Origin of the sequence: Pseudomonas sp. RIT357 (assembly GCF_000632245.1) — a bacterium.
GTDB lineage: Bacteria > Pseudomonadota > Gammaproteobacteria > Pseudomonadales > Pseudomonadaceae > Aquipseudomonas > Aquipseudomonas sivasensis.
Genome location: NZ_JFYX01000049.1, coordinates 83,790 through 108,652, shown reverse-complemented (window position 1 = coordinate 108,652; position 24,863 = coordinate 83,790). Strand labels below are relative to the sequence as shown.

Below are 24,863 nucleotides of genomic sequence, written 5' to 3'. Positions count from 1 at the left end.
ACGCTTTGGGAAAACCTGGGCAACCTTCAGGCCGAAACGCGTGGGATCGTATCGTCAGCGCGCAGGGTGAAGATCTCGTAGCCGGTTTCGGTGACCAGCAGGGTGTGTTCCCACTGGGCCGAAAGCTTGCGGTCCTTGGTAATGGCGGTCCAGCCGTCGCCCAGCACCTTGGTGTCGGCTTTGCCCTGGTTGATCATCGGCTCGATGGTAAAGGTCATGCCTGCCTTGAGCTCCATGCCGGTGCCGGCGCGGCCGTAGTGCAGGATCTGTGGCTCTTCATGGAACACGGTGCCGATGCCGTGGCCGCAGAAATCACGTACCACCGAGAAGCCGTTCTTTTCAGCGTGCTTCTGGATCACTTCACCGATATCGCCCAGGCGGCAGCCGGGTTTGACGATTTCGATCGCCTTGTACATGCATTCCTGGGTGACTTGGGACAGGCGTTCGGCCCAGACCGGCACGGTGCCGACGTGGAACATGCGGCTGGTATCGCCGAAGTAGCGATCCTTGATCACGGTGACGTCGATGTTCAGGGTGTCGCCGTCCTTCAGGGGTTTGTCGCACGGAATACCGTGGCAGACCACATGGTTGATCGACGTGCAGATTGACTTGGGGAAGCCCTTGTAATTCAACGGCGCAGGAATGGCACCTTGCACATTGACGATATAGTCATGGCAGATCTGGTTGAGGGTGTCCGTGGTGACGCCCGGCTTGACGTGCTCGGCAATCATTTCCAGCACGTCGGCAGCCAGTTTGCCGGCAATGCGCATGCCGGCAATGTCTTCGGCGGTTTTCAAACTAACGGTCATACAGGCTCTCTCTAGCGCGAAGCGCTGAAATCAATACGGTTTACGGGCGCGCGACAAAAGGTTACAGAATTCGCAAAAGCCCCAAAAAACGCGATTCTAACAGACGCGGGCGGCAAATCATGAGCCCCTGACGATCGCTTCTCTCTATAAGGTGGGGCTATATCCGCTCTATTCAAAGGGTTGCGCATAAGCCGCGCACGCCGAATGTGATTGCGGGTTTCGTTTTCGCCCTTCGTGTGGTATAAAATGCGCCGCTTTCCGGGGATGCCCCGAAGAGCTTAAATCCACACACGTGTCGACACGATGACCTGGGTGCCGGAGGCCTTGATGCCGCTGGTTGGTCATTGGGATACGTGGAGGCCAAACCCGACTTATTAAGGAACTATCATGTCCCAAGTCAATATGCGCGATATGCTGAAGGCCGGTGTGCACTTCGGTCACCAGACCCGTTACTGGAACCCGAAAATGGGTAAATACATTTTCGGCGCGCGTAACAAGATCCACATCATCAACCTTGAAAAAACCCTGCCAATGTTCAACGAAGCTCTGACTTTCGTAGAGCGTCTGGCCCAGGGCAAAAACAAGATTCTGTTCGTCGGCACCAAGCGTTCCGCGGGCAAGATCGTTGCTGAAGAAGCAGCACGTTGCGGTTCGCCGTACGTCGATCACCGCTGGTTGGGCGGCATGCTGACCAACTTCAAAACCATCCGTGCTTCCATCAAACGTCTGCGTGACCTTGAAGTGCAAGCCGAAGACGGTACTTTCGCCAAGCTGACCAAGAAAGAAGCGCTGATGCGCTCCCGTGACCTGGAAAAGCTCGATCGTTCCCTGGGTGGTATCAAGGACATGGGCGGTCTGCCTGACGCACTGTTCGTTATCGACGTTGATCACGAGCGCATCGCGATCACCGAAGCCAACAAGCTGGGCATCCCTGTTATCGGCGTAGTCGATACCAACAGCAGCCCGGAAGGCGTTGACTACATCATCCCAGGCAACGATGACGCAATCCGCGCTATCCAGCTGTACATGGGTTCGATGGCTGACGCTGTAATCCGTGGTCGCAACCACGTTGCTGGTGGTACCGAGCAGTTCGTTGAAGAAGCTCCGGTAGCCGCAGCTGAGTAATTGACGCCCTGGCGTTGACTCAGTAAGCAAAAAGGGGGCTTGGCCCCCTTTTTGCCCCCTCGAAAACCATTTGTGCGCAGCGCAGCTACATCATCTGTAACGTGCAGCGGCCTACAAGGGTGGTTCGGGAAGAATTGATCCCCCGTTCGATCGGGTGGAATGGTTGAAAACCTATCCAAGAGGAATTTGAAAATGGCAGCAATTACTGCAGCGTTGGTTAAAGAACTGCGTGAGCGTACCGGCGAAGGCATGATGGATTGCAAGAAAGCCCTGGAAAAGGCTGACGGCGACATCGAAAAAGCAATTGATGACATGCGTGCTTCCGGCGCAATCAAGGCTGCCAAGAAAGCAGGCAACGTGGCTGCTGAAGGCGCTATCGCTCTGAAAGAAGACGGCAAATCTGCTGTTCTGCTGGAAGTGAACTCGCAGACCGACTTCCTGGCTCTGCAAGACGACTTCAAGGCATTTGTTGCTGCCAGCGTTGATAAAGCGTTCGACGACAAACTGACTGACGTCGCTCCGCTGATCGAAGCACAAGAAGCTGCACGCCTGGTACTGGTCGGCAAAGTTGGCGAAAACGTCAACATCCGTCGCCTGGTACGCGTTGAAGGTGACGTTGTTGGTGGTTACCTGCACGGCAACAAGATCGGTGTTGCAGTTGTCCTGAAGGGCGGCAACGTTGAGCTGGCTAAAGACATCGCTATGCACGTAGCGGCCAGCAACCCAGAGTTCCTGCTGCCTTCGGAAGTTTCTGCCGAAGCAATCGAGCGCGAAAAAGCTGTGTTCCTGCAGCTGAACGAAGAAAAAATCAAAGGCAAGCCAGAAAACATTGTTGAAAATATGGTCAAAGGCCGTATCAGCAAGTTCCTGGCCGAAGCAAGCCTGGTTGAGCAGGCGTTCGTTAAGAACCCTGAAATCAAGGTTGGCGAACTGGCTAAGAAAGCCGGTGCTGAAATCGTTTCCTTCACTTACTTCAAAGTAGGCGACGGTATCGAGAAGCCGGTCGACAACTTCGCTGAAGAAGTTGCTGCCCAGCTGGCTGCCGCCAAGCAATAAGACAGTTTTCAACTGTCGCCCGAAAGAGGCTGCCCGCTCACGCGCGCAGCCTCTTTTCAAATGGGCAGGCCGAATTAATTTGGCTTACCCTCGGAACTGGCTTACAAAGCCGTGTTCCGATGGCGCTGTGAGAGCGTCCAGCTAGAGTGAACGCAAGCCGTAAACGGCTCGCCAAGAATTTTTAAAAAATACGCCGCAGGAGAGATTCGCAATGGCTCAGCAGGGCAGTGGTTATCAGGCTCGCTATAAACGCATTCTACTCAAGCTCAGCGGCGAGGCCCTGATGGGCTCGGAAGAGTTCGGGATCGATCCCAAGGTGCTCGACCGCATGGCGCTGGAAGTCGGCCAACTGGTTGGTATCGGCGTGCAAGTCGGCTTGGTGATCGGCGGCGGTAACCTGTTTCGTGGCGCGGCGCTGAGTGCGGCCGGTATGGATCGGGTCACTGGCGACCACATGGGCATGCTGGCCACTGTGATGAACGCCCTGGCGATGCGTGATGCCCTGGAGCGTGCCAATATCTCGGCTATCGTGATGTCGGCTATTTCCATGGTGGGTGTGACCGATCACTATGATCGTCGCAAAGCCATGCGCCATTTGAACTCAAAAGAAGTGGTGATCTTCGCCGCTGGTACCGGTAACCCATTCTTTACCACTGATTCGGCGGCGTGCCTGCGTGCCATCGAAATCGACGCTGACGTGGTTTTGAAGGCAACCAAGGTAGACGGTGTGTACACCGCAGACCCATTCAAAGACCCGCATGCCGAGAAGTTCGATCATCTGACCTACGATGAAGTGCTGGATCGCAAGCTGGGTGTCATGGATCTGACGGCTATTTGCCTGTGCCGCGACCACAAGATGCCGCTGCGCGTATTTAATATGAACAAGCCCGGCGCCCTGCTGAATATCGTACACGGCGGCGCGGAAGGGACTCTGATCGAGGAAGGCCAACAATGATCAATGAAATCAAGAAAGACGCCCAAGCGCGTATGCAGAAATCCCTGGAATCTTTGAGCCATGCATTCGGCCAGATTCGTACTGGCAAGGCGCACCCGAGTATTCTGGGCAGCGTGATGGTGCCTTACTACGGCGCTGACACTCCGCTGAGCGGCGTGGCAAACGTTACCGTTAAAGATTCGCGCACCCTGCAAGTCGTGGCTTTCGAGCGCAACATGCTCGCTGCGGTCGACAAGGCGATTCAGAGCGCCGGCTTGAACCTCAATCCGACCAACCTTGGCGAACTGCTGCTGATCTCCATGCCTGCCTTGACCGAAGAAACCCGCAAGGGCTTCACCAAGCAGGCACGTAGCGCGGCTGAAGATGCACGCGTTGCTGTGCGCAACATCCGTCGTGATGCCCTGGGTGACCTGAAGAAACTGGTTAAGGACAAGGAGATCAGCGAAGACGAAGAGCGTCGTGCCGTCGCTGATATCGACAAGCTGACCAAAGATGCCGAGGCCCAGATCACCAAGGCCACGGAAGAAAAAGAAAAGGACCTGATGGCCGTATAAGGGTCAGGACGCCTTCATGGAAAAGACCAAGCAGACTGTACCCTCTTTGGTGCCGCGCCATGTCGCGATCATCATGGATGGGAATAATCGCTGGGCGAAGAAACGCTTTATGCCGGGTGTCGCCGGGCATAAAGCGGGTGTCGATGCGGTGCGGGCTGTGATTGAGGTGTGTGCCGAGGCCAAGGTCGAGGTGTTGACCTTGTTCGCCTTCTCCAGTGAGAACTGGCAGCGGCCCGCCGAAGAAGTCAGCGCCTTGATGGATCTGTTCTTCAAGGCGTTGCGTCGTGAGGCGAAGCGCCTTAATGACAACAATATCAGTCTGCGCATCATCGGTGATCGCTCGCGATTCCACCCGGAGCTGCAGGCGGCCATGCGCGAGGCGGAGGCCATCACGGCTGGCGCCAACCGTTTTGTGCTACAGATCGCAGCCAATTACGGCGGCCAGTGGGATATCGCCCAGGCTGCACAGCGGCTGGCTCGCGAAGTGCAAGCCGGTCATCTTCGACCGGACGACATCACGCCTGAGCTGTTGCAAACCTGCCTGGTGACCGGTGACCTGCCATTGCCTGACTTGTGCATCCGTACCGGCGGTGAACATCGCATCAGCAATTTCCTGCTGTGGCAGTTGGCCTACACCGAGCTGTACTTCTCCGACCTGTTCTGGCCGGACTTCAAACACGATGCCATGCGTACTGCGCTGGCCGATTTCGCTTCCCGCCAGCGTCGCTTCGGTAAAACGAGTGAGCAGGTCGAAGCTGGAGCCCGGGTTTAAATGCTTAAACAACGAATCATCACAGCGCTCATCCTGTTGCCGATCGCCTTATGTGGGTTTTTCCTGCTCGATGGGTCCGGTTTTGCCCTATTTATCGGGCTGGTCGTAACCTTGGGCGCCTGGGAATGGGCACGATTGGCAGGTTTCAACGCGCAATTGCCGCGCTTGGTGTATGCCGCTGTCGTAGCGGTGTTACTGTTTCTGATGCACACCCTGTCGAGCATCATCGTGCCTTGGGTGCTGGGTGCTGCGGTGCTGTGGTGGGCGCTTGCGACCTATCTGGTGTTGACGTTTCCGCGCAGCAGTGGTCATTGGTCCAGTGTTGCCAGCAAGTTGGTGATTGGCTTATTGATTCTGTTGCCAGCCTGGCAAGGGTTAGTGGAGATCAAGAACTCGCCGATGGGCAATTGGCTGATCATGGCGGTGATGGTGCTGGTGTGGGGCGCAGATATCGGCGCCTACTTCTCGGGACGGGCATTCGGTAAGCGCAAGCTGGCACCGGCAGTCAGTCCGGGCAAGAGTTGGGAAGGGGTTTACGGCGGCCTGGCATTGACCCTGCTGATCACTTTGGTGGTCGGTGTGGTGCGGGATTGGTCAGTAACGGACATCTTCCTGGCTCTTCTGGGTACGGCTATCGTCGTGTTCATCTCGGTCGTGGGCGACCTCACTGAAAGCATGTTTAAGCGCCAGGCCGGGGTCAAGGACAGCAGTAATCTGCTGCCAGGGCACGGTGGGGTGCTGGACCGTATTGATAGCCTTACCGCTGCTATTCCGATCTTTGCCGTGCTGTTGTGGATGACTGCTTCGTGAGCCGTCTGCAGCAAGTAACCGTGTTGGGCGCAACCGGCTCGGTAGGGTTGAGCACCCTCGATGTGATCGCTCGTCACCCTGATCGCTATCAAGTGTTTGCCCTGACGGGATTCACTCGTCTGAGCGAGCTGCTGGCGCTGTGTGTGCGTCATGCGCCTCGCTTTGCTGTGGTGCCTGAAGCAGCGGCAGCGCAGGGCCTGCAGGATGACCTGCGGGCTGCCGGACTTGCCACACAGGTGCTGGTAGGCGAGTCGGGATTGTGTCAGGTCTCGGCCGATGCCGAGGTGGACACTGTAGTCGCCGCTATTGTCGGTGCCGCCGGCTTGCGCCCAACCTTGGCTGCCGTCGACGCGGGCAAAAAAATCCTGCTGGCCAATAAAGAAGCGCTGGTGATGTCTGGCGCGCTCTTTATGCAGGCGGTGCGTAAAAGCGGTGCGGTGCTGTTGCCCTTGGACAGTGAGCACAACGCAATCTTTCAGTGCATGCCCGGAGACTATGCTCGTGGCTTGAGTCAGGTAGGCGTTCGTCGGATTCTGCTGACCGCTTCCGGTGGGCCTTTCCGGCAAACTCCGTTGATAGAGCTGGAGCATGTGTCTCCGGATCAAGCATGCGCCCATCCGAACTGGTCCATGGGCCGCAAAATCTCCGTGGATTCGGCAAGCATGATGAACAAGGGCCTGGAATTGATCGAGGCCTGCTGGTTGTTCGATGCGCGGCCGGATCAGGTCGAGGTGGTTATTCACCCGCAAAGCGTGATTCATTCCTTGGTCGACTACGTGGATGGTTCAGTCTTGGCCCAATTGGGCAATCCCGATATGCGTACGCCGATCGCTAATGCCCTGGCGTGGCCGGAGCGGATTGATTCCGGCGTGGCGCCACTCGACCTGTTTGCAGTTGCTCGCCTGGATTTTGAAGCGCCGGACGAACAGCGCTTTCCTTGTCTGCGCTTGGCGCGGCAGGCGGCGGAGGCGGGTAACAGTGCGCCAGCGATGCTCAATGCGGCCAATGAGGTGGCCGTGGCGGCGTTTCTCGAACGGCGCATCCGCTTTCCGCAGATCGCGAGTATTATCGAGGACGTTTTGAGTCTTGAGCCTGTGGTGGCTGTAAATGACCTCGGGGCGGTATTTGAGGCAGATACCAAGGCGCGGACCTTGGCCGAGCAATGGTTGAGCCGCAACACGCGTTAGTCTGTGGGCGCGCTTGAGCCTTCGGGTACTGGATTGGATTGCGGAGAAATTAGATGAGTGCGCTTTACATGATTGTCGGCACCCTGGTTGCTCTGGGTGTGCTGGTCACCTTCCACGAATTCGGCCACTTCTGGGTGGCGCGTCGTTGCGGCGTCAAGGTACTGCGTTTTTCCGTCGGTTTCGGCATGCCGCTGGTTCGCTGGCACGACCGTCGTGGCACCGAGTTTGTGATTGCGGCCATCCCGTTGGGTGGCTACGTCAAGATGCTCGATGAGCGCGAAGGCGAAGTGCCGGCTGATCAGTTGGACCAATCCTTTAATTGCAAGACCGTTCGTCAGCGTATCGCTATCGTTGCCGCTGGTCCGATCGCCAACTTCCTGCTGGCGATGCTGTTCTTCTGGGTGTTGGCCATGCTGGGCAGCCAGCAGGTGCGTCCAGTTATCGGTGCCGTTGAGGCGGACAGTATCGCTGCCAAGGCTGGCCTGGTCGCTGGCCAGGAAATTGTGTCTATTGATGGCGAACCGACCACGGGTTGGGGGGCGGTCAATTTGCAGTTGGTGCGTCGCTTGGGTGAAAGCGGCACTGTTAATGTTGTGGTGCGTGAGCAGGACTCCAGTGCCGAAATCCCGCGGTCGTTGGCCTTGGATCATTGGCTCAAAGGCGCTGATGAGCCTGACCCGATCAAGTCCTTGGGTATTCGTCCGTGGCGTCCGGCACTGCCGCCGGTCCTTGCCGAGCTGGATCCGAAGGGGCCAGCCCAGGCTGCAGGTCTGAAAACCGGCGATCGTCTGTTGGCCCTCGATGGCCAGGCGCTGGGTGAATGGCAGCAAGTGGTCGATCTGGTTCGTGTACGCCCTGATACCAAAATTGTGCTGAAAATTGAGCGCGACGGTGCTCAAATCGACGTCCCCGTTACTCTGGCGGTGCGTGGCGAAGCCAAGGCTGCCGGGGGGTACCTGGGTGCTGGCGTCAAGAGTCCGGAGTGGCCGCCATCAATGGTGCGTGAGGTCAGCTTCGGGCCGTTGGCGGCGATTGGCGAGGGTGCAAAACGCACCTGGACCATGAGCGTACTGACCCTGGAATCCCTCAAGAAAATGTTGTTCGGCGAGCTCTCGGTAAAAAACTTGAGTGGACCGATAACCATTGCTAAAGTGGCGGGCGCTTCTGCCCAGTCGGGTGTCGCGGATTTCCTGAATTTCCTGGCTTATCTGAGTATTAGCCTGGGTGTTCTGAATTTGCTGCCCATTCCTGTACTGGATGGGGGGCATCTGTTGTTTTATCTGGTCGAGTGGGTGCGTGGTCGCCCCTTGTCAGATCGAGTGCAGGGTTGGGGGATACAGATCGGTATCAGTTTGGTTGTCGGGGTGATGTTATTAGCCTTGGTCAACGATCTGGGTCGACTGTAACGCTTCGCTGAATTGCGAATCTGCCGCATTTTGCGGCAGTTTGTTTATTGCCAGTTGGAATAAGAAAGGACTTCATGAAACGTCTGCTGCTAACTGCGGTTCTCACCGTATTGATGATCGCCGAAGTTCACGCCGAGTCCTTCACCATCTCCGATATTCGCGTCAACGGCCTCCAGCGGGTTTCCGCGGGTAGCGTCTTTGGTGCATTACCGTTGAACGTCGGTGAACAGGCTGATGATCGTCGCCTGGTGGAATCCACTCGTGCGCTGTTCAAAACCGGTTTCTTTCAAGACATCCAACTGGGGCGCGAAGGTAACGTCTTGGTCATCACCGTCGTCGAGCGACCTTCTGTCGCCAGTATCGAGATCGAAGGTAACAAGGCGATCTCTACTGAAGACCTGATGAAGGGCCTCAAGCAGTCCGGCCTGGCCGAGGGCGAGATATTCCAGCGCGCCACTCTTGAAGGTGTGCGTAACGAACTGCAGCGTCAGTACGTTGCCCAGGGCCGCTACTCGGCGACCGTGGAGACGGAAGTGGTCCCACAGCCTCGTAACCGTGTCGGCCTCAAGGTCAACATCAACGAAGGCACCGTGGCGGCCATTCAGCACATCAACGTGGTGGGTAACACCAAGTTTGCTGATGACGACCTGATCGACCTCTTCGAGCTCAAGACCACCAACTGGCTGTCGTTCTTCAAGAACGACGACAAGTACGCCCGTGAAAAACTCTCCGGTGACCTGGAGCGTCTGCGTTCGTACTACCTGGACCGTGGCTATATCAATATGGATATCGCGTCGACCCAGGTGTCCATCACCCCGGACAAGAAGCACGTCTATATCACCGTTAACGTCAACGAAGGCGAGAAGTACAAGGTTCGTGACGTCAAGCTGAGCGGCGACTTGAAAGTGCCTGAAGACCAGGTCAAGTCCCTGCTGCTGGTGCAGAAAGACCAGGTGTTCTCGCGTAAGCTGATGACCACCACGTCCGAACTGATCACCCGTCGTCTGGGTAACGAAGGCTATACCTTCGCCAACGTCAACGGCGTACCGACCCCGCACGATGATGATCACACAGTGGACATTACCTTTGTGGTCGACCCAGGTAAGCGTGCCTACGTGAACCGTATCAATTTCCGTGGCAACACCAAGTCTGCGGATGAAGTGCTGCGCCGTGAAATGCGTCAGATGGAAGGTGGCTGGGCGTCGACGTACTTGATCGACCAATCCAAGACCCGTCTTGAGCGCCTGGGTTTCTTCAAGGAAGTCAACGTTGAAACCCCGGCTGTACCGGGCGTGGATGACCAGGTTGACGTTAACTACGCAGTAGAAGAGCAAGCATCGGGTTCTATCACTGCCAGCGTCGGCTTTGCACAAAGCGCAGGTCTGATCCTCGGTGGTTCCATCACCCAGAACAACTTCCTCGGTACCGGTAACCGTGTGTCTATCGGCCTGACTCGAAGCGAATACCAGAGCCGATATAACTTTGGTTATACCGACCCCTACTGGACTGCTGACGGTGTGAGCTTGGGCTACAACGCCTTCTACCGCACCACCGACTACAAAGACCTCGATGTTGACGTTGCAAGCTATGCAATCGACAGCCTGGGTGCGGGTGTCAACGTCGGTTATCCGATCAGCGAAACCTCGCGTTTGACCTTCGGCCTGACTGCGCAGCAGGATGAGATCAAGACCGGTGTCTACACCGTGGACGAAATCTTCGACTTCACTCGTCGTGAAGGTGACAAGTTCCTGAACTTCAAGGCGTCTGCTGGCTGGTCCGAGTCGACCCTGAACAAAGGCGTACTGGCAACCCGTGGCCATTCCCAGAGCCTGACTCTGGAAACCACTACGCCAGGCAGCGACCTGTCGTTCTTCAAGCTCGACTACCGTGGTCAGTTGTTCCAGCCGCTGAGCGACAACTACACCATGCGCCTGCACACTGAGCTGGGGTATGGCGACGGTTATGGTTCGACCAATGGTTTGCCGTTCTATGAGAACTACTATGCGGGTGGCTTCAACTCCGTACGTGGCTTCAAAGACAGCACCTTGGGTCCTCGTGGTACTCCGAGCCGAGGTGCTGGCGTAACCGGTAACCAAGGCACTGTGGCTGACTCCGACAACGACCCACTGCCGTTCGGTGGTAACGTGTTGATCCAGGGCGGCGCGGAGATTTTGTTCCCGCTGCCATTCGTCAAGGATCAGCGTTCGCTGCGTACGTCCGTGTTCTGGGACGTGGGTAACGTGTTCGACTCCAAGTGCGAGCAGATTAGAAACCCGAGCGGTGTTAAATCCAACACTCAGTGCAACGACGTGAGCCTGTCCAACCTGGCGAGCTCCGTGGGTGTAGGTGTTACCTGGGTGACTGCGCTTGGTCCGTTGAGCTTTGCTCTGGCCATGCCGATCAAGAAACCGGATAACGCTGAAACCCAGATTTTCCAATTCTCCCTCGGCCAGACGTTCTAAGCGTCTGACCCAAGATAACGACAACGGATTCTGTAGGAGTACATCGTGCGTAAGTTGACTCAATTGGTTCTGCTGGCCACCGTGCTGGTGACCACCCCGGCCTTCGCCGAAATGAAAATCGCTGTTCTGAACTATCAGATGGCATTGCTGGAATCCGATGCGGCCAAAAAATACGCCGTGGATGCCGAGAAGAAATTCGGTCCGCAACTGACCAAGCTTAAGACGCTGGAAAGCAGCGCCAAGGGCATCCAGGATCGTCTGGTAGCGGGTGGGGACAAAATGCAGCAAGGCGAGCGCGAGCGTCTGGAGCTTGAGTTCAAGCAAAAGGCCCGTGACTATCAGTTCCAATCCAAGGAGCTGAACGAAGCCAAGGCTGTTGCCGACCGTGAAATGCTCAAGCAGCTCAAGCCGAAACTCGACAGCGCTGTGGAAGAAGTCATCAAGAAAGGTGCCTTTGACTTGGTGTTCGAGCGTGGCGCAGTAATTGACGTCAAACCTCAATACGACATCACCCGCCAGGTGATCGAGCGCATGAACCAGCTGAAGTAAGCCATGACCGCGACTATCAAGCTCGGCGAGTTGGCCGAGTTCCTGGGGGCCACCTTGCGTGGCTCCCAGGAGAAGGAAATTACTGGGCTAGCCACCTTGCAGGAGGCTGGCCCATCTCAGTTGAGCTTCCTCGCAAACCCTCAATACCGTAAATACCTCGTCGATAGCCAAGCCGCAGCCGTATTGCTCAAGGCAGCTGACGCCGAAGGGTTTGCCGGGGATGCGCTGGTGGTAGCTGACCCGTATCTGGCCTATGCGCAGGTTTCGCACCTATTTGATCCAAAACCCAAAGCAGCCAGCGGCATTCACCCGTCGGCGGTGATCGCCGATGATGCCCGCGTTGATCCTGCGGCGAGCATTGGCGCTTTTGCGGTGATCGAGAGTGGTGCGCGCATTGCGGCCGGTGTAACTGTTGGTGCGCATTGCTTTATTGGTGCGCGTTGTGAAATCGGTGCCAATGGTTGGCTGGCGCCTCGCGTGACCCTTTACCACGATGTGCGTATCGGTGAGCGGGTGGTTATCCAGTCAGGTGCGGTGATCGGAGGGGAAGGCTTTGGCTTTGCCAACTCCAAAGGTATCTGGAACAAGATTGCCCAGGTCGGCGGCGTTTTGATCGGCGACGACGTGGAAATTGGTGTTAATACAGCTGTCGATCGCGGGGCCTTGGCCGATACCGTGATCGGCAACGGTGTGAAGCTCGACAACCAGATCCAGATTGCTCACAACGTACAGATTGGTGATCACACCGCCATGGCCGCATGCGTGGGGATTTCCGGCAGCACCAAAATCGGCAAGCATTGCATGCTCGCCGGTGGCGTCGGTCTGGTGGGGCATATTGATATTTGCGACAACGTTTTTATCACCGGAATGACCATGGTCACTCACTCGATTACCGAGCCTGGGGCCTATTCATCCGGTACCGCCATGCAGCCAGCGGCTGAATGGCGCAAGAGTGCAGCACGTTTGAGGCAGCTCGACGACATGGCTCGACGTCTCAAACAGCTGGAAAAGCGTGTTGGGGACGTGACCCCTGGCGGTAATGCTTCATCTGAAGGCTGATACCATTTCCATATCAAGTGTGCACAGCCGCTAGACTGCCTCCTTGATTTGCTAGCGGGGCGTGCGTTTAGTCGCCCGCCCCCAATCTTTATTACAGGCTTCCCCCCGAAATGATGGACATCAACGAGATTCGCGAATACCTGCCTCACCGTTACCCGTTCCTGCTGGTGGACCGCGTAGTGGACCTCAATGTTGAGGAAAAGCGCATTCGTGCCTACAAGAATGTCAGCATCAACGAACCGTTCTTCAACGGTCACTTTCCCGCGCATCCCATCATGCCGGGCGTGTTGATCATCGAAGCGATGGCCCAGGCTGCCGGTATCCTTGGTTTCAAAATGCTTGACCTTAAGCCTGCCGACGGCACGCTTTACTATTTCGTGGGCTCCGACAAGCTGCGCTTTCGCAACCCGGTTACTCCGGGTGACCAGTTGATCCTGGAAGCCAAATTCATCAGCTGCAAGCGCCAGATCTGGAAGTTCGAATGCCAGGCCTCGGTAGACGGCAAGCCAGTGTGCTCTGCCGAGATCATCTGCGCGGAACGCAAACTATGAGTTTGATTGACCCTCGCGCAATCATCGATCCGTCGGCCGTACTGGCCGCCGACGTTGAGGTCGGCCCCTGGTCGATCATCGGCGCAGGTGTGGAAATCGGCGAGGGGACTGTCATCGGGCCGCACGTGATCCTCAAAGGTCCGACCCGCATTGGCAAACACAACCGCATCTACCAGTTTTCCTCGGTAGGCGAAGACACCCCGGACATGAAGTACAAGGGTGAAGAAACACGCTTGGTAATCGGTGATCACAACATCATCCGTGAAGGCGTGACCATTCACCGTGGCACCGTGCAGGATCGTGCCGAGACCACACTGGGTGATCACAATCTGGTTATGGCCTATGCCCATATCGGGCATGACAGCGTGATCGGCAACCACTGCATCCTGGTCAACAACACGGCGTTGGCTGGCCACGTGCACGTGGACGATTGGGCAATCCTGTCAGGCTTCACGCTCGTCCATCAGTACTGCCACATTGGGGCCCACAGCTTCTCCGGCATGGGCACCGCCATCGGCAAGGACGTCCCGGCGTTCGTCACGGTGTTCGGCAACCCCGCTGAAGCTCGCAGCATGAACTTCGAAGGCATGCGCCGTCGTGGTTTCAGCGAAGAGGCCATTCACGCACTGCGTCGTGCCTATAAGGTCGTTTATCGCCAGGGGCTGACAGTAGATCAGGCGTTGACCCAACTGACCGAGCCGGCAGCGTTGTTCCCGGAAGTCGCGGTGTTCCGTGATTCGATCCAGGCGTCGACTCGCGGCATCACTCGCTGATCATGGCTAATCTGCGAATTGCGCTGGTGGCCGGAGAAGCTTCCGGCGATATCCTGGGCGCAGGTCTTATGCGGGCCCTCAAGGCCCAGCATCCGGCGGTTGAATTCATCGGTGTTGGTGGCCCATTGATGCAGGCTGAAGGCCTCACTTCCTATTTCCCCATGGAGCGCCTGTCGGTTATGGGGTTGGTGGAAGTGCTGGGTCGCCTGCGTGAACTGTTGGCGCGCCGCAAGCTGCTGATTCAGACCCTGATCGAAGAAAAACCCGACGTCTTTATCGGAATCGATGCACCGGACTTCACCCTCAATATCGAACTCAAGCTGCGTCAGGCCGGGATCAAAACCGTGCACTACGTCAGCCCCTCCGTGTGGGCGTGGCGACAAAAGCGTGTGCTGAAGATCCGTGAAGGCTGTGACCTGATGCTCACCCTGTTGCCGTTCGAGGCCAGGTTCTACGAAGAAAAGGGCGTGCCGGTACGGTTCGTTGGGCATACGCTCGCGGACGACATCCCTTTGCAGGCCGATCGCGTGGCGGCCCGTGGGCAGTTGGGCTTGCCCGATGGCCCGCTCGTCGCGTTGATGCCGGGCAGCAGGGGGGGAGAAGTCGGTCGGCTGGCCAGCGTGTTCTTCGATGCCGCCGAGCGCCTGCAAGCCTTGAAGCCAGGTGTGCGTTTCGTACTGCCCTGTGCAAGCCCACAGCGTCGCGCACAGATCGAAACGCTGCTGGAAGGTCGTAACCTGCCGTTGACATTGCTTGATGGTCAATCGCACCTGGCATTGGCGGCCTGCGATGCGGTGCTGATTGCTTCAGGCACGGCAACCCTGGAAGCCTTGTTGTACAAGCGTCCGATGGTTGTGGCGTATCGCCTGGCACCGCTGACGTTCTGGATTCTGAAACGCATGGTCAAAAGCCCCTATATCTCTTTGCCCAATTTGCTGGCCCAGCGCTTGTTGGTGCCGGAGTTGCTGCAGGACGATGCGACACCGGAGGCCTTGGCGCAGACACTGCTGCCCCTGATCGATGGCGGCGAAGAGCAGACCCGAGGGTTTGATGAGATTCATCGCACCCTGCGCCGTGATGCGTCGAACCAGGCAGCTGACGCCGTGTTGAGTTTGATCGGCCACAAACAGGAAACGTTATGAGTACGCAGATGGGCCTGGATTTCAGCCTGGTTGCACAGGCCCATGAACTGGTGGCCGGTGTTGATGAAGTAGGGCGCGGTCCCCTCTGCGGTGCGGTGGTCACCGCAGCTGTGATTCTTGATCCGAACCGTCCGATCCTTGGCCTCAACGATTCGAAGAAGCTCACCGAAGCTCGTCGCGAAAAGCTCTACGACGAGATTTGTGAAAAAGCCCTGAGCTGGCATATCGCCCGGGCCGAAGTCGAAGAAATCGACGAGCTGAACATTCTCCACGCCACCATGCTTGCCATGCAGCGTGCTGTTGAAGGCCTGCACATCACACCCAAACTGGCGATGATCGACGGTAACCGTTGCCCTAAATTGGCGATGCCGGCCGAGGCAGTGGTCAAAGGTGACAGCAAGGTTCCGGCCATCGCAGCGGCATCGATCCTGGCCAAGGTCAGTCGTGACCGGGAAATGGCCGCGTTCGAGTTGATCTATCCCGGCTACGGCATCGGTGGTCACAAAGGCTATCCGACGCCCGTTCATCTGGAAGCCCTGGCCCGCCTCGGCCCCACGCCTATCCACCGCCGCTCGTTTGCCCCGGTGCGCCTGGCTTACGAAGCGCGGGAGAGTCTCAGCGAGGTGTAGTCGCGAGGCTGATGTTTTTGCCAAGGCCCGGTACAATCCGGGCCTTGTTGTTTCCACGTATAAGACAGGATCACTATGCCGGCTTCATTCGTTCACCTACGCCTGCACACTGAGTACTCCCTGGTCGACGGCCTGGTACGGATCAAGCCTCTGGTCAAAACCCTGGTGGGCATGAACATGCCCGCGGTGGCGGTTACCGATCAGAACAACATGTGTTCCCTGGTCAAGTTCTACAAGAACGCCATGGGTGCCGGCATCAAGCCCATCTGCGGCGCCGACCTGTGGCTGTCCAACAAAGATCCGGATAACGCGCTGAGCCGCATCAGCCTTTTGGCGATGAACGGCGTGGGTTATCGCAACCTCACTGAACTGATCTCCCGTGGCTTCATCGATGGTCAACGCAACGGTTCGATCATTATCGAGCGTGAATGGGTTGCGGAGGCCAGCGAAGGCCTGATCATGCTGTCGGCCGCTAAAGAGGGGGAGATTGGTCTCGCACTGCTGGGGGGTAATCCCCAGGAAGCCGAAGTGCTGGCGAAGGAGTGGATGCAGGTCTTCCCCGACCGTTTCTACCTTGAAGTGCAGCGCACCAATCGCCCCAATGATGAAGAACATCTGCACGCCGCCGTTGCCCTGGCCGAAAAGCTGGGCGCGCCACTGGTCGCCACCAACGACGTGCGCTTTATCAAGAAAGAAGATTTCGAAGCCCACGAAACCCGTGTGTGCATCGGTGAAGGCCGGGCCCTGGATGACCCGCGTCGCTCGAAAAATTACAGCGAAGAGCAATACCTCAAAAGCGCCGAAGAGATGGCCGAGTTGTTCAGCGACTTGCCTGAGGCCCTGGAAAACTCTGTCGAGATCGCTAAGCGTTGCAACATTGAAGTGAAGCTGGGTACGCACTTCCTGCCCAACTTCCCGATTCCCGATGGCATGACCATCGATGAATATTTCCGCAAGGTGTCGTTCGATGGCCTGGAAGAACGGCTTTCCGTGCTGTTGCCCAAGGACACCACTGAAGATTACGAAGCCAAGCGCCAGGTGTATGTCGACCGGCTGAATTTCGAGCTGGATATCATCATCCAGATGGGGTTCCCCGGTTACTTCCTGATCGTAATGGACTTCATCCAGTGGGCTAAAAGCAACGGCGTGCCCGTAGGCCCTGGCCGTGGGTCGGGTGCCGGCTCGCTGGTGGCGTATGTGCAGAAGATTACCGACCTCGACCCTCTTGAATATGACTTGCTGTTCGAACGGTTCCTGAACCCGGAACGGGTTTCCATGCCCGACTTCGACGTCGACTTCTGCATGGACGGTCGCGACCGCGTGATCGAATACGTGGCCGAGAAATACGGCCGCAACGCGGTAAGCCAGATCATCACTTTCGGTTCCATGGCGGCCAAGGCGGTAATCCGCGACGTGGCCCGGGTGCAGGGCAAGTCCTACGGCCTGGCCGACCGGCTGTCGAAGATGATCCCGTTCGAAGTCGGCATGACCCTGGAAAAGGCCTACGAGCAGGAAGAAATCCTGCGTGACTTCATCAAGATCGATGAGGAAGCCGCCGAGATCTGGGACATGGCGCGCAAGCTCGAAGGTATCGTGCGTAACGTCGGTAAACACGCCGGTGGCGTAGTGATCGCGCCGACCAAACTCACTGACTTTTCGCCGATCTATTGCGATGAAGAAGGCGGCGGCCTGGTTACCCAGTTCGACAAGGACGACGTTGAGGCGGCCGGCCTGGTGAAGTTCGACTTCCTCGGCCTGCGGACCCTGACGATCATCGACTGGGCGCTCAAGACCATCAACCGCGAGCGCGCCAAGGTCGACGAAGAGCCGCTGGATATTGCGTTCATCCCGTTGGATGACAAGCCGACTTACCAATTGCTGCAAAAAGCTGAAACAACAGCTGTGTTCCAGCTTGAGTCGCGGGGCATGAAAGAGCTGATCAAAAAGCTCAAGCCCGACTGCCTGGAAGACTTGATCGCACTGGTGGCCCTGTTCCGTCCGGGCCCGCTGCAGTCTGGCATGGTTGACGACTTCATCAACCGTAAGCACGGCCGCGCCGAACTGGCCTACCCGCACTCCGACTACCAGTACGAAGGCCTCAAGCCTGTGCTGGCGCCAACTTACGGCATCATTCTGTACCAGGAACAGGTGATGCAGATCGCTCAGGTAATGGCGGGCTACACCCTCGGCGGTGCGGACATGCTGCGTCGAGCCATGGGTAAAAAGAAACCCGAGGAAATGGCCAAGCAGCGCGGCGGTTTCATTGAGGGTTGCGCCACCAACAATATCGACGCCGATCTGGCCGGTAACATTTTTGACCTGGTGGAAAAATTCGCCGGTTATGGTTTCAACAAATCTCACTCCGCCGCCTACGGCCTGGTGTCTTACCAGACCGCCTGGCTGAAAGCCCACTACCCGGCGCCGTTCATGGCTGCGGTACTTTCTGCGGACATGCACAACACCGACAAGGTTGTGACCTTGATCGAGGAAGTGCGCACCATGAAGCTGCGCCTCGACGCGCCTGACGTGAACGCCTCGGAGTTCAAGTTCACGGTGAATGACGAAGGCCGCATCATCTATGGCCTGGGCGCGATCAAAGGCGTGGGCGAAGGCCCAGTGGAGGCGATTACCGAAGCGCGTCAGGACGGGCCGTTCAAGGATCTGTTCGACTTCTGCGCGCGGGTTGACCTCAAGCGCATCAACAAGCGAACCCTTGATGGCTTGATCCGCAGCGGTGCGCTGGACCGTCTCGGCCCTTACTTTCACGATGAACCGAAGGCCTACCAGGCAAATATCGACCGCAACCGCGCGGTGCTGCTCACTGCCATGGAAGAAGCGATCAAAGCTGCCGAGCAGACCGCCCGTACCCATGACAGCGGCCACGCCGACCTGTTTGGCGGGTTGTTCGTCGAAGAAGACGCGGACGTGTACGGCAATCACCGCAAGGCCAAAGAGTTGACTCTCAAGGAGCGCCTCAAGGGTGAAAAAGACACCTTGGGCCTGTACCTCACCGGTCACCCGATTGACGAATACGAAGGCGAGATCCGCCGTTTCGCCCGTCAGCGCATCATCGACCTGAAACCGGCGCGGGACACCCAAACCGTCGCCGGCATGATTATCGCCCTGCGGGTGATGAAAAATAAGAAGGGCGACAAGATGGGTTTCATCACTCTCGATGACCGCTCGGGCCGTATCGAAGCTTCGCTGTTTGCCGATGCCTTCCATTCGGCGCAGTCGCTGCTGCAGACCGATGCCATGGTGGTTGTGGAAGGGGAGGTCAGCAACGATGACTTCTCCGGTGGCCTGCGCCTGCGTATCAAGCGGGTGATGAGCATGGAAGATGCGCGCACCAACCTGGCTGAAAGCCTGCGCTTGAAGGTCAAGACCGAGGCGCTCAAGGGCGATCAGCTACGCTGGCTGGGTGACTTGCTCAAGCGTCACCGTGGCGCATGCCCGGTGACCATGGAGTACACCGGCGACGACGCCAAGGCGATGTTGCAGTTCGGCGAGACCTGGCGAATTGATCCGGCTGATGGCTTGATTCAAGCTTTGCGTGACCAGTTCGGTCGAGACAACGTCTTCCTCCAATACCGCTGACGGTCAGAACGTCTGACCTCGGCTGAACATTTAATCTCGACCTGAACGCGCCTCTCCCTTAAGGTAGGGCGCGAACAGACAACCGGCTGGCCAGGCACTCCCTGGCCGTCGACCCAAGACGGACGCTTATGAACCCGAATTTTCTTGATTTCGAACAGCCGATCGCTGACCTGCAAGCCAAGATCGAAGAACTGCGCCTGGTCGGCAATGACAATTCGCTGAATATCGGCGATGAGATCGCTCGCCTGCAAGACAAGAGCAGCACGCTCACCGAAGACATCTTCGGCAAGCTGACCAGCTGGCAGATCGCGCGCCTGGCCCGCCACCCGCGCCGTCCGTACACCCTGGACTACATTCAGCACATTTTCACCGAGTTCGACGAGTTGCATGGCGATCGCCACTTCTCCGACGACGCGGCCATCGTGGGCGGTATCGCTCGCCTGGACGACCAGCCTGTAATGGTGATTGGTCACCAGAAAGGCCGTGAAGTGCGCGAGAAAGTCCGCCGCAACTTCGGCATGCCGCGTCCGGAAGGCTATCGTAAGGCTTGCCGTTTGATGGAAATGGCTGAGCGCTTCAAGATGCCCATCCTGACCTTCATCGACACGCCGGGTGCATACCCAGGTATCGACGCTGAAGAACGCAACCAGAGCGAAGCGATTGCCTGGAACCTGCGCGTCATGTCTCGCCTGAAAACCCCGATCATCGCCACGGTGATTGGTGAAGGCGGTTCCGGCGGTGCATTGGCCATTGGCGTCTGCGACCAACTGAACATGCTGCAATATTCGACCTACGCGGTGATCTCGCCAGAAGGTTGCGCCTCGATCCTGTGGAAGACTGCAGAAAAGGCACCGGACGCTGCCGAAGCCATGGGCATCACTGCTGATCGCCTCAAGGGCCTTGGTATCGTGGACAAAGTGATCGCCGAGCCATTGGGCGGCGCCCACCGCGACCCGGCTGCTGCCGCCGCGACTATCCGTGCCGAGTTGGGTTCGCAGCTTGCGATGCTCAAAAAACTGGACAACGAAGCGCTGCTGGCCCGTCGTTACGAACGCCTGATGAGCTACGGCCTCTAAGGCCGCAGCGGTACTAATGTGGGAGGGGGCTTGCCCCCGATTGCTGAGTGTCAGTCACTGTATTCACTGGCTGATGCTCCGCTATCGGGGGCAAGCCACCTCCCACATTTGCTTTGTGTATGCTTGGCTTGGGTATTCCAGATTTGCGGCGGTAACCTGTGATGAAACCGACTTTATCCGCCAAACTCCTGCACGCCCTAGCCCCTTGGCGCAAAGCCCCGGCTTGGCATATCGCCTTCTCTGGTGGTCTTGATTCCACTGTCCTGCTGCATCTCCTGGCCAGCGCCGAAGCCCTTCCGCCTCTAAGCGCTGTCCATGTCCACCATGGCCTGCAATCCGCCGCCGACACCTGGCCGAGCCATTGCCAGTCCATTTGCGACAGGCTGGGCGTGCCCCTGCGCGTAATGCGTGTGCAGGTACAGCCCGGCGCCAGCCTTGAGCGTGCAGCGCGTGATGCACGTTACAGGGCGTTTACCGAGGTGATCGGGGCAGGGGAGGTGTTGCTCACGGGCCAGCATCGCGACGATCAGGCTGAAACCCTGCTGTTTCGCCTGTTGCGCGGGGCCGGCGTGCGGGGGGCGGCGGCAATGCCTGTGCACCGTCCATTGGCGGGCGGCCATTTGGTGCGGCCGTTGCTGGATGTCTCGCGCGCCGAGCTGGTGGCCTACGCCGATGAACATCAACTCAAGTGGATCGAAGACCCTTCCAACGCCGACATGCAGTTCTCCCGTAATTACCTGCGTCACCGCGTGATCCCGACGCTGGCGGAGCGTTGGCCCCAAGCCGTCTCCAGCCTGGCCCGCACTGCTGAACACCTCGGTGAAGCCCAGGCGTTGCTGGGTGATTTAGCCTGCATGGACCTACAAGCCGCGGATCAACCTTCACGGTTTCCTTGGCTGCCTTTGCCGTCATTGGCCCTCGGCCCACTGCGCGAACTTTCCGATGCTCGTCAGCGCAACGTCCTACGCCATTGGCTGGCGCCGCTGACCCGGTTGCCCGACACCGACCACTGGGCTGGCTGGTATTCCCTACGCGATGCCAAGGGCGACGCACAGCCCTTGTGGCGCCTGGCCGATGGAGAATTGCACCGTTGTGGCGAACGCATCTGGTGGTTGTCTCGCGCCTGGTCGGAATTTTCCCGCGCGTCGGTGAGCTGGCCTCGCCCGCAAAACCCACTAGAGTTACCCGGCAATGGCCTGCTGGAAATTATCGGCAAGGTGCCCGAAGTCCCGCTGGAGGTCCGTTATCGCCAGGGCGGTGAAATGCTTGAAGTGCCAGGCCGAGGCCGGCGTGACCTGAAGCGCCTGCTCAATGAGCATGGAGTGCCGGGCTTCGTCCGTGGCAGATTGCCGCTGCTGTATCAGGGCGAGCAATTGCTCGGCGTGCCCAACCTCACTGGACTCTGGGCCTCACCGAGTGATGGCTGGAAATTACATTGGATGCCACAGAGCTGCGATCAAGGTTTGAGCTGATAGAGCCTTTCCGGTAGACTACGCTCCCTTCTTGATACAACTTCTGTGGATTCGCCTGAATCGCAGCAGTTGCCGATTACCAAGCCGTCTTTGCTGGGCGATTCCAAAAAATGTGTAGCGATCAACGCACCGGTGTTTCACTGCTGGTCTGTCACAACGCGGCGGTTTTTTTGAAAGGTGCACTGTGATTAATGCTGGTGATCGGGGGCTTCGGCCTCTCTTCGCTTTCCCCGGCGGCTCGGACCGCTTTAACGCAGACTTCTAGGGTTTTTCATGACGCGCTACATATTCGTCACGGGCGGTGTTGTTTCTTCATTGGGGAAAGGCATTGCCTCCGCTTCATTGGCGGCCATCCTGGAGGCGCGGGGGCTTAAAGTCACCATGCTCAAGCTGGACCCGTACATCAACGTCGACCCGGGCACCATGAGCCCGTTCCAGCATGGTGAAGTGTTCGTCACACACGACGGCGCCGAGACCGACCTGGACCTGGGCCACTACGAGCGGTTCATCCGCACGACCATGACCCAGAACAACAACTTCACCACCGGCCGTGTCTACGAGCACGTTCTGCGCAAAGAGCGCCGTGGTGACTACCTGGGTGCAACCATCCAGGTGATTCCGCACATTACCGATGAAATCAAGCGCCGCATCATCAAGGGTGCAGGCGATGCCGACGTGGCGATGGTCGAGATCGGTGGCACCGTGGGTGACATCGAATCCCAGCCATTCCTCGAAGCTATCCGCCAGTTGCGTTTCGAAGTCGGCGCCAAGCGCGCGATGCTGATGCACCTCACGTTGGTGCCGTACATCGCCACCGCTGGCGAAACCAAAACCAAACCTACGCAGCACTCGGTCAAGGAACTGCGTTCCATCGGCCTGCAGCCGGACGTGCTGGTGTGCCGCTCCGATCACCCGATCGACATTTCCTCGCGTCGCAAGATCGCGCAGTTCACCAACGTTGAAGAACGTGCGGTGATCGCCCTGGAAGACGCCGACACCATCTACAAGATCCCGGGCATCCTGCACTCGCAAGGCCTGGACGATTTTGTGGTCGAGCGTTTCGGCCTGCAATGCAACGGTGCGGACCTGTCCGAGTGGGAAGCTGTGGTTGACGCCAAGCTCAACCCTGAGCACGAAGTCACCATCGCCATGGTCGGCAAGTACATGGAGCTGCTGGACGCGTACAAGTCGCTGATCGAAGCGATGAGCCACGCGGGTATCAGCAACCGTACCAAGGTCAATCTGCGCTACATCGACTCCGAAGACATCGAGAACCAGGGCACCGCGCTGCTCGAAGGTGTTGACGCAATCCTCGTTCCAGGCGGTTTCGGCCTGCGTGGCGTGGAAGGCAAGATCACCGCCGTACAGTACGCTCGTGAGAACAAGGTGCCGTACCTGGGTATCTGCTTGGGCATGCAAGTGGCGGTTATCGAGTTCGCCCGCAACGTGCTTGGCTGGAAAGACGCCAACTCCACCGAGTTTGACAGCAAGAGCGGTCACCCGGTCGTGGGCCTGATTACCGAGTGGGAAGACGCCACCGGCGCTGTTGAAACCCGTACCGAAAGCTCCGACCTGGGCGGCACCATGCGCCTTGGCGCGCAGGATTGCCTGCTGGAGCCGGGCTCGCTGGTTCACGATTGCTATGGCAAGGACGTGATCGTCGAGCGTCACCGTCACCGTTACGAAGTGAACAACAACCTGCTGCCGCAAATCAAAGAAGCCGGCCTGAAAATCTCCGGTCGCTCCGGTGATGGCGCGCTGGTTGAGGTGGTCGAAGCACCGGATCATCCATGGTTCGTCGCTTGCCAGTTCCACCCAGAGTTCACCTCGACTCCACGCGACGGTCACCCGTTGTTCAGCGGTTTTGTCAAAGCTGCACTGACGCAACATCAGAAGAAGGCGTAAACCTGATGGCCCAGAAGATCATTCGCGTAGGCGACATCGAGATTGCCAACGACAAGCCCATGGTGCTGTTCGGCGGCATGAACGTGCTGGAAAGCCGCGACATGGCGATGCAGGTCTGTGAAGAGTACGTCAAGGTTACCCAGAAATTGGGTATCCCTTACGTGTTCAAGGCCAGCTTCGACAAGGCCAATCGCTCGTCCGTAACGTCTTACCGCGGCCCAGGCCTTGAAGAAGGCATGCGGATCTTCCAGGACATCAAACAAGCCTTCGGCGTGCCGATCATCACCGACGTCCACGAGCCTGAACAGGCTGCCGTGGTCGCCGAGGTGTGCGACATCATCCAGTTGCCGGCCTTCCTGTCGCGCCAGACCGATCTGGTCGTCGCGATGGCTAAGACCGGCGCAGTGATCAATATCAAGAAAGCCCAGTTCCTCGCACCTCAGGAGATGAAGCACATCCTTAACAAGTGTGTGGAAGCGGGTAACGACCAGTTGATCCTCTGCGAGCGTGGTTCGAGCTTCGGCTACAACAATCTCGTGGTGGACATGCTCGGTTTCGGCATCATGAAGCAGTTCGAATACCCCGTGTTCTTCGACGTGACCCACGCGCTGCAAATGCCCGGTGGTCGCGCCGATTCCGCAGGCGGGCGCCGTGCCCAGGTGCTGGACCTGGCCAAGGCTGGCATCAGCCAGTCCCTGGCTGGCCTTTTCCTGGAGGCCCACCCGGACCCGGATAATGCCAAATGCGACGGTCCATGCGCCCTGCGCCTGGACAAGCTGGAGCCATTCCTGGCCCAGCTCAAGCAGTTGGACGAACTGGTCAAGAGTTTTCCGACAGTAGAGACCGCGTAAGCGTCGTTTCTCCGGTAGACTTTCCCACGTTTTCTGTTCAGGCCCTCGGGCCTGAGCCTTGTCGCCTGCAAGCCTGCCCCGTTGTTCCACCCTTGCGGTCGGTCAAAAGTTTCCCTTCAGCTG

General features: G+C 57.9%; 21 protein-coding genes. 20 read left to right on the top strand and 1 reads right to left on the bottom strand.

Annotated elements, in window-relative coordinates:
• Positions 1-26: 26 nt before the first annotated feature.
• The gene (gene map, locus BW43_RS00760) at positions 27-809 is read right to left on the bottom strand and encodes a type I methionyl aminopeptidase (RefSeq protein WP_032891656.1); all 783 of its coding nucleotides are present in this window, start codon (positions 807-809) and stop codon (positions 27-29) included.
• A gap of 387 nt (positions 810-1,196) precedes the next feature.
• On the opposite strand from map, the gene rpsB reads away from it, so the two are divergent.
• The 20 genes from rpsB to kdsA all read left to right on the top strand — a co-directional run bounded on the left by rpsB (position 1,197) and on the right by kdsA (position 24,740).
• Complete coding sequence (rpsB, locus tag BW43_RS00765; protein ID WP_003189158.1) at positions 1,197-1,934, top strand: 30S ribosomal protein S2; 738 nt, start codon at positions 1,197-1,199, stop codon at positions 1,932-1,934.
• Positions 1,935-2,126: 192 nt separating this feature from the next.
• Positions 2,127-2,990 (top strand): translation elongation factor Ts, encoded by an 864-nt coding sequence (gene tsf, locus BW43_RS00770; RefSeq protein ID WP_032891654.1) that lies wholly within the window; start codon positions 2,127-2,129, stop codon positions 2,988-2,990.
• A 211-nt stretch (positions 2,991-3,201) separates the two neighbouring features.
• A complete protein-coding gene (pyrH, locus tag BW43_RS00775) occupies positions 3,202-3,945 on the top strand; it encodes a UMP kinase (RefSeq protein WP_003189161.1) in 744 nt (247 codons plus the stop codon).
• Positions 3,942-4,499: a ribosome recycling factor gene (gene frr / locus BW43_RS00780; protein ID WP_016974404.1), complete on the top strand. Its 558-nt coding sequence runs from the start codon at positions 3,942-3,944 to the stop codon at positions 4,497-4,499. Before pyrH ends, frr begins: the two co-directional genes overlap by 4 nt.
• A gap of 16 nt (positions 4,500-4,515) precedes the next feature.
• Positions 4,516-5,271 (top strand): polyprenyl diphosphate synthase, encoded by a 756-nt coding sequence (gene uppS, locus BW43_RS00785; RefSeq protein WP_032891653.1) that lies wholly within the window; start codon positions 4,516-4,518, stop codon positions 5,269-5,271.
• A complete protein-coding gene (locus tag BW43_RS00790; protein ID WP_032891652.1) occupies positions 5,272-6,081 on the top strand; it encodes a phosphatidate cytidylyltransferase in 810 nt (269 codons plus the stop codon). It begins immediately after the preceding gene.
• A complete protein-coding gene (ispC, locus tag BW43_RS00795; RefSeq protein ID WP_032891650.1) occupies positions 6,078-7,268 on the top strand; it encodes a 1-deoxy-D-xylulose-5-phosphate reductoisomerase in 1,191 nt (396 codons plus the stop codon). The genes BW43_RS00790 and ispC overlap by 4 nt, the downstream gene beginning before the upstream one ends.
• 53 nt (positions 7,269-7,321) lie before the next feature.
• A complete protein-coding gene (gene rseP / locus BW43_RS00800; protein ID WP_032891649.1) occupies positions 7,322-8,674 on the top strand; it encodes a sigma E protease regulator RseP in 1,353 nt (450 codons plus the stop codon).
• Positions 8,675-8,748: 74 nt separating this feature from the next.
• Positions 8,749-11,136, top strand: a complete 2,388-nt coding sequence (gene bamA, locus BW43_RS00805; RefSeq protein WP_032891648.1) for an outer membrane protein assembly factor BamA — start codon at positions 8,749-8,751, stop codon at positions 11,134-11,136.
• A 45-nt stretch (positions 11,137-11,181) separates the two neighbouring features.
• Entirely contained in the window at positions 11,182-11,685 is a 504-nt protein-coding gene (locus BW43_RS00810; protein ID WP_003172279.1) for an OmpH family outer membrane protein, read from the top strand.
• Between the two features lie 3 nt (positions 11,686-11,688).
• Complete coding sequence (lpxD, locus tag BW43_RS00815) at positions 11,689-12,744, top strand: UDP-3-O-(3-hydroxymyristoyl)glucosamine N-acyltransferase (RefSeq protein WP_032891647.1); 1,056 nt, start codon at positions 11,689-11,691, stop codon at positions 12,742-12,744.
• A 110-nt stretch (positions 12,745-12,854) separates the two neighbouring features.
• Positions 12,855-13,295: a 3-hydroxyacyl-ACP dehydratase FabZ gene (gene fabZ / locus BW43_RS00820; protein WP_003172281.1), complete on the top strand. Its 441-nt coding sequence runs from the start codon at positions 12,855-12,857 to the stop codon at positions 13,293-13,295.
• Positions 13,292-14,068 carry an acyl-ACP--UDP-N-acetylglucosamine O-acyltransferase gene (gene lpxA, locus BW43_RS00825; protein WP_032891646.1) on the top strand — a complete coding sequence of 259 codons (777 nt, stop codon included), beginning with the start codon at positions 13,292-13,294 and terminating at the stop codon, positions 14,066-14,068. Before fabZ ends, lpxA begins: the two co-directional genes overlap by 4 nt.
• A 2-nt stretch (positions 14,069-14,070) precedes the next feature.
• On the top strand, positions 14,071-15,210 hold the full coding sequence (gene lpxB, locus BW43_RS00830; protein ID WP_032891645.1) for a lipid-A-disaccharide synthase: 1,140 nt from the start codon (positions 14,071-14,073) through the stop codon (positions 15,208-15,210).
• Positions 15,207-15,839 (top strand): ribonuclease HII, encoded by a 633-nt coding sequence (gene rnhB, locus BW43_RS00835; protein ID WP_032891644.1) that lies wholly within the window; start codon positions 15,207-15,209, stop codon positions 15,837-15,839. Before lpxB ends, rnhB begins: the two co-directional genes overlap by 4 nt.
• A 75-nt stretch (positions 15,840-15,914) precedes the next feature.
• Entirely contained in the window at positions 15,915-19,436 is a 3,522-nt protein-coding gene (dnaE, locus tag BW43_RS00840) for a DNA polymerase III subunit alpha (RefSeq protein WP_032891643.1), read from the top strand.
• A gap of 128 nt (positions 19,437-19,564) precedes the next feature.
• Entirely contained in the window at positions 19,565-20,512 is a 948-nt protein-coding gene (locus tag BW43_RS00845) for an acetyl-CoA carboxylase carboxyltransferase subunit alpha (RefSeq protein WP_003172288.1), read from the top strand.
• A gap of 161 nt (positions 20,513-20,673) precedes the next feature.
• On the top strand, positions 20,674-21,984 hold the full coding sequence (gene tilS / locus BW43_RS00850; protein ID WP_032891642.1) for a tRNA lysidine(34) synthetase TilS: 1,311 nt from the start codon (positions 20,674-20,676) through the stop codon (positions 21,982-21,984).
• Positions 21,985-22,257: 273 nt separating this feature from the next.
• Positions 22,258-23,889, top strand: coding sequence for a CTP synthase (locus BW43_RS00855; protein WP_032891641.1), 1,632 nt, complete (start codon positions 22,258-22,260; stop codon positions 23,887-23,889).
• 5 nt (positions 23,890-23,894) lie between these two features.
• Complete coding sequence (gene kdsA, locus BW43_RS00860) at positions 23,895-24,740, top strand: 3-deoxy-8-phosphooctulonate synthase (RefSeq protein ID WP_010563535.1); 846 nt, start codon at positions 23,895-23,897, stop codon at positions 24,738-24,740.
• The last annotated feature ends 123 nt before the right edge of the window (positions 24,741-24,863 follow it).

What these genes read in the sequence shown, in the direction of transcription:
- map (WP_032891656.1), bottom strand. Translation starts at nt 809, where the DNA reads ATGACCGTTAGTTTGAAAACCGCCGAAGACATTGCCGGCATGCGCATT.
- rpsB (WP_003189158.1), top strand. Translation starts at nt 1,197, where the DNA reads ATGTCCCAAGTCAATATGCGCGATATGCTGAAGGCCGGTGTGCACTTC.
- tsf (WP_032891654.1), top strand. Translation starts at nt 2,127, where the DNA reads ATGGCAGCAATTACTGCAGCGTTGGTTAAAGAACTGCGTGAGCGTACC.
- pyrH (WP_003189161.1), top strand. Translation starts at nt 3,202, where the DNA reads ATGGCTCAGCAGGGCAGTGGTTATCAGGCTCGCTATAAACGCATTCTA.
- frr (WP_016974404.1), top strand. Translation starts at nt 3,942, where the DNA reads ATGATCAATGAAATCAAGAAAGACGCCCAAGCGCGTATGCAGAAATCC.
- uppS (WP_032891653.1), top strand. Translation starts at nt 4,516, where the DNA reads ATGGAAAAGACCAAGCAGACTGTACCCTCTTTGGTGCCGCGCCATGTC.
- BW43_RS00790 (WP_032891652.1), top strand. Translation starts at nt 5,272, where the DNA reads ATGCTTAAACAACGAATCATCACAGCGCTCATCCTGTTGCCGATCGCC.
- rseP (WP_032891649.1), top strand. Translation starts at nt 7,322, where the DNA reads ATGAGTGCGCTTTACATGATTGTCGGCACCCTGGTTGCTCTGGGTGTG.
- bamA (WP_032891648.1), top strand. Translation starts at nt 8,749, where the DNA reads ATGAAACGTCTGCTGCTAACTGCGGTTCTCACCGTATTGATGATCGCC.
- lpxD (WP_032891647.1), top strand. Translation starts at nt 11,689, where the DNA reads ATGACCGCGACTATCAAGCTCGGCGAGTTGGCCGAGTTCCTGGGGGCC.
- fabZ (WP_003172281.1), top strand. Translation starts at nt 12,855, where the DNA reads ATGATGGACATCAACGAGATTCGCGAATACCTGCCTCACCGTTACCCG.
- lpxA (WP_032891646.1), top strand. Translation starts at nt 13,292, where the DNA reads ATGAGTTTGATTGACCCTCGCGCAATCATCGATCCGTCGGCCGTACTG.
- lpxB (WP_032891645.1), top strand. Translation starts at nt 14,071, where the DNA reads ATGGCTAATCTGCGAATTGCGCTGGTGGCCGGAGAAGCTTCCGGCGAT.
- rnhB (WP_032891644.1), top strand. Translation starts at nt 15,207, where the DNA reads ATGAGTACGCAGATGGGCCTGGATTTCAGCCTGGTTGCACAGGCCCAT.
- dnaE (WP_032891643.1), top strand. Translation starts at nt 15,915, where the DNA reads ATGCCGGCTTCATTCGTTCACCTACGCCTGCACACTGAGTACTCCCTG.
- BW43_RS00845 (WP_003172288.1), top strand. Translation starts at nt 19,565, where the DNA reads ATGAACCCGAATTTTCTTGATTTCGAACAGCCGATCGCTGACCTGCAA.
- tilS (WP_032891642.1), top strand. Translation starts at nt 20,674, where the DNA reads ATGAAACCGACTTTATCCGCCAAACTCCTGCACGCCCTAGCCCCTTGG.
- BW43_RS00855 (WP_032891641.1), top strand. Translation starts at nt 22,258, where the DNA reads ATGACGCGCTACATATTCGTCACGGGCGGTGTTGTTTCTTCATTGGGG.
- kdsA (WP_010563535.1), top strand. Translation starts at nt 23,895, where the DNA reads ATGGCCCAGAAGATCATTCGCGTAGGCGACATCGAGATTGCCAACGAC.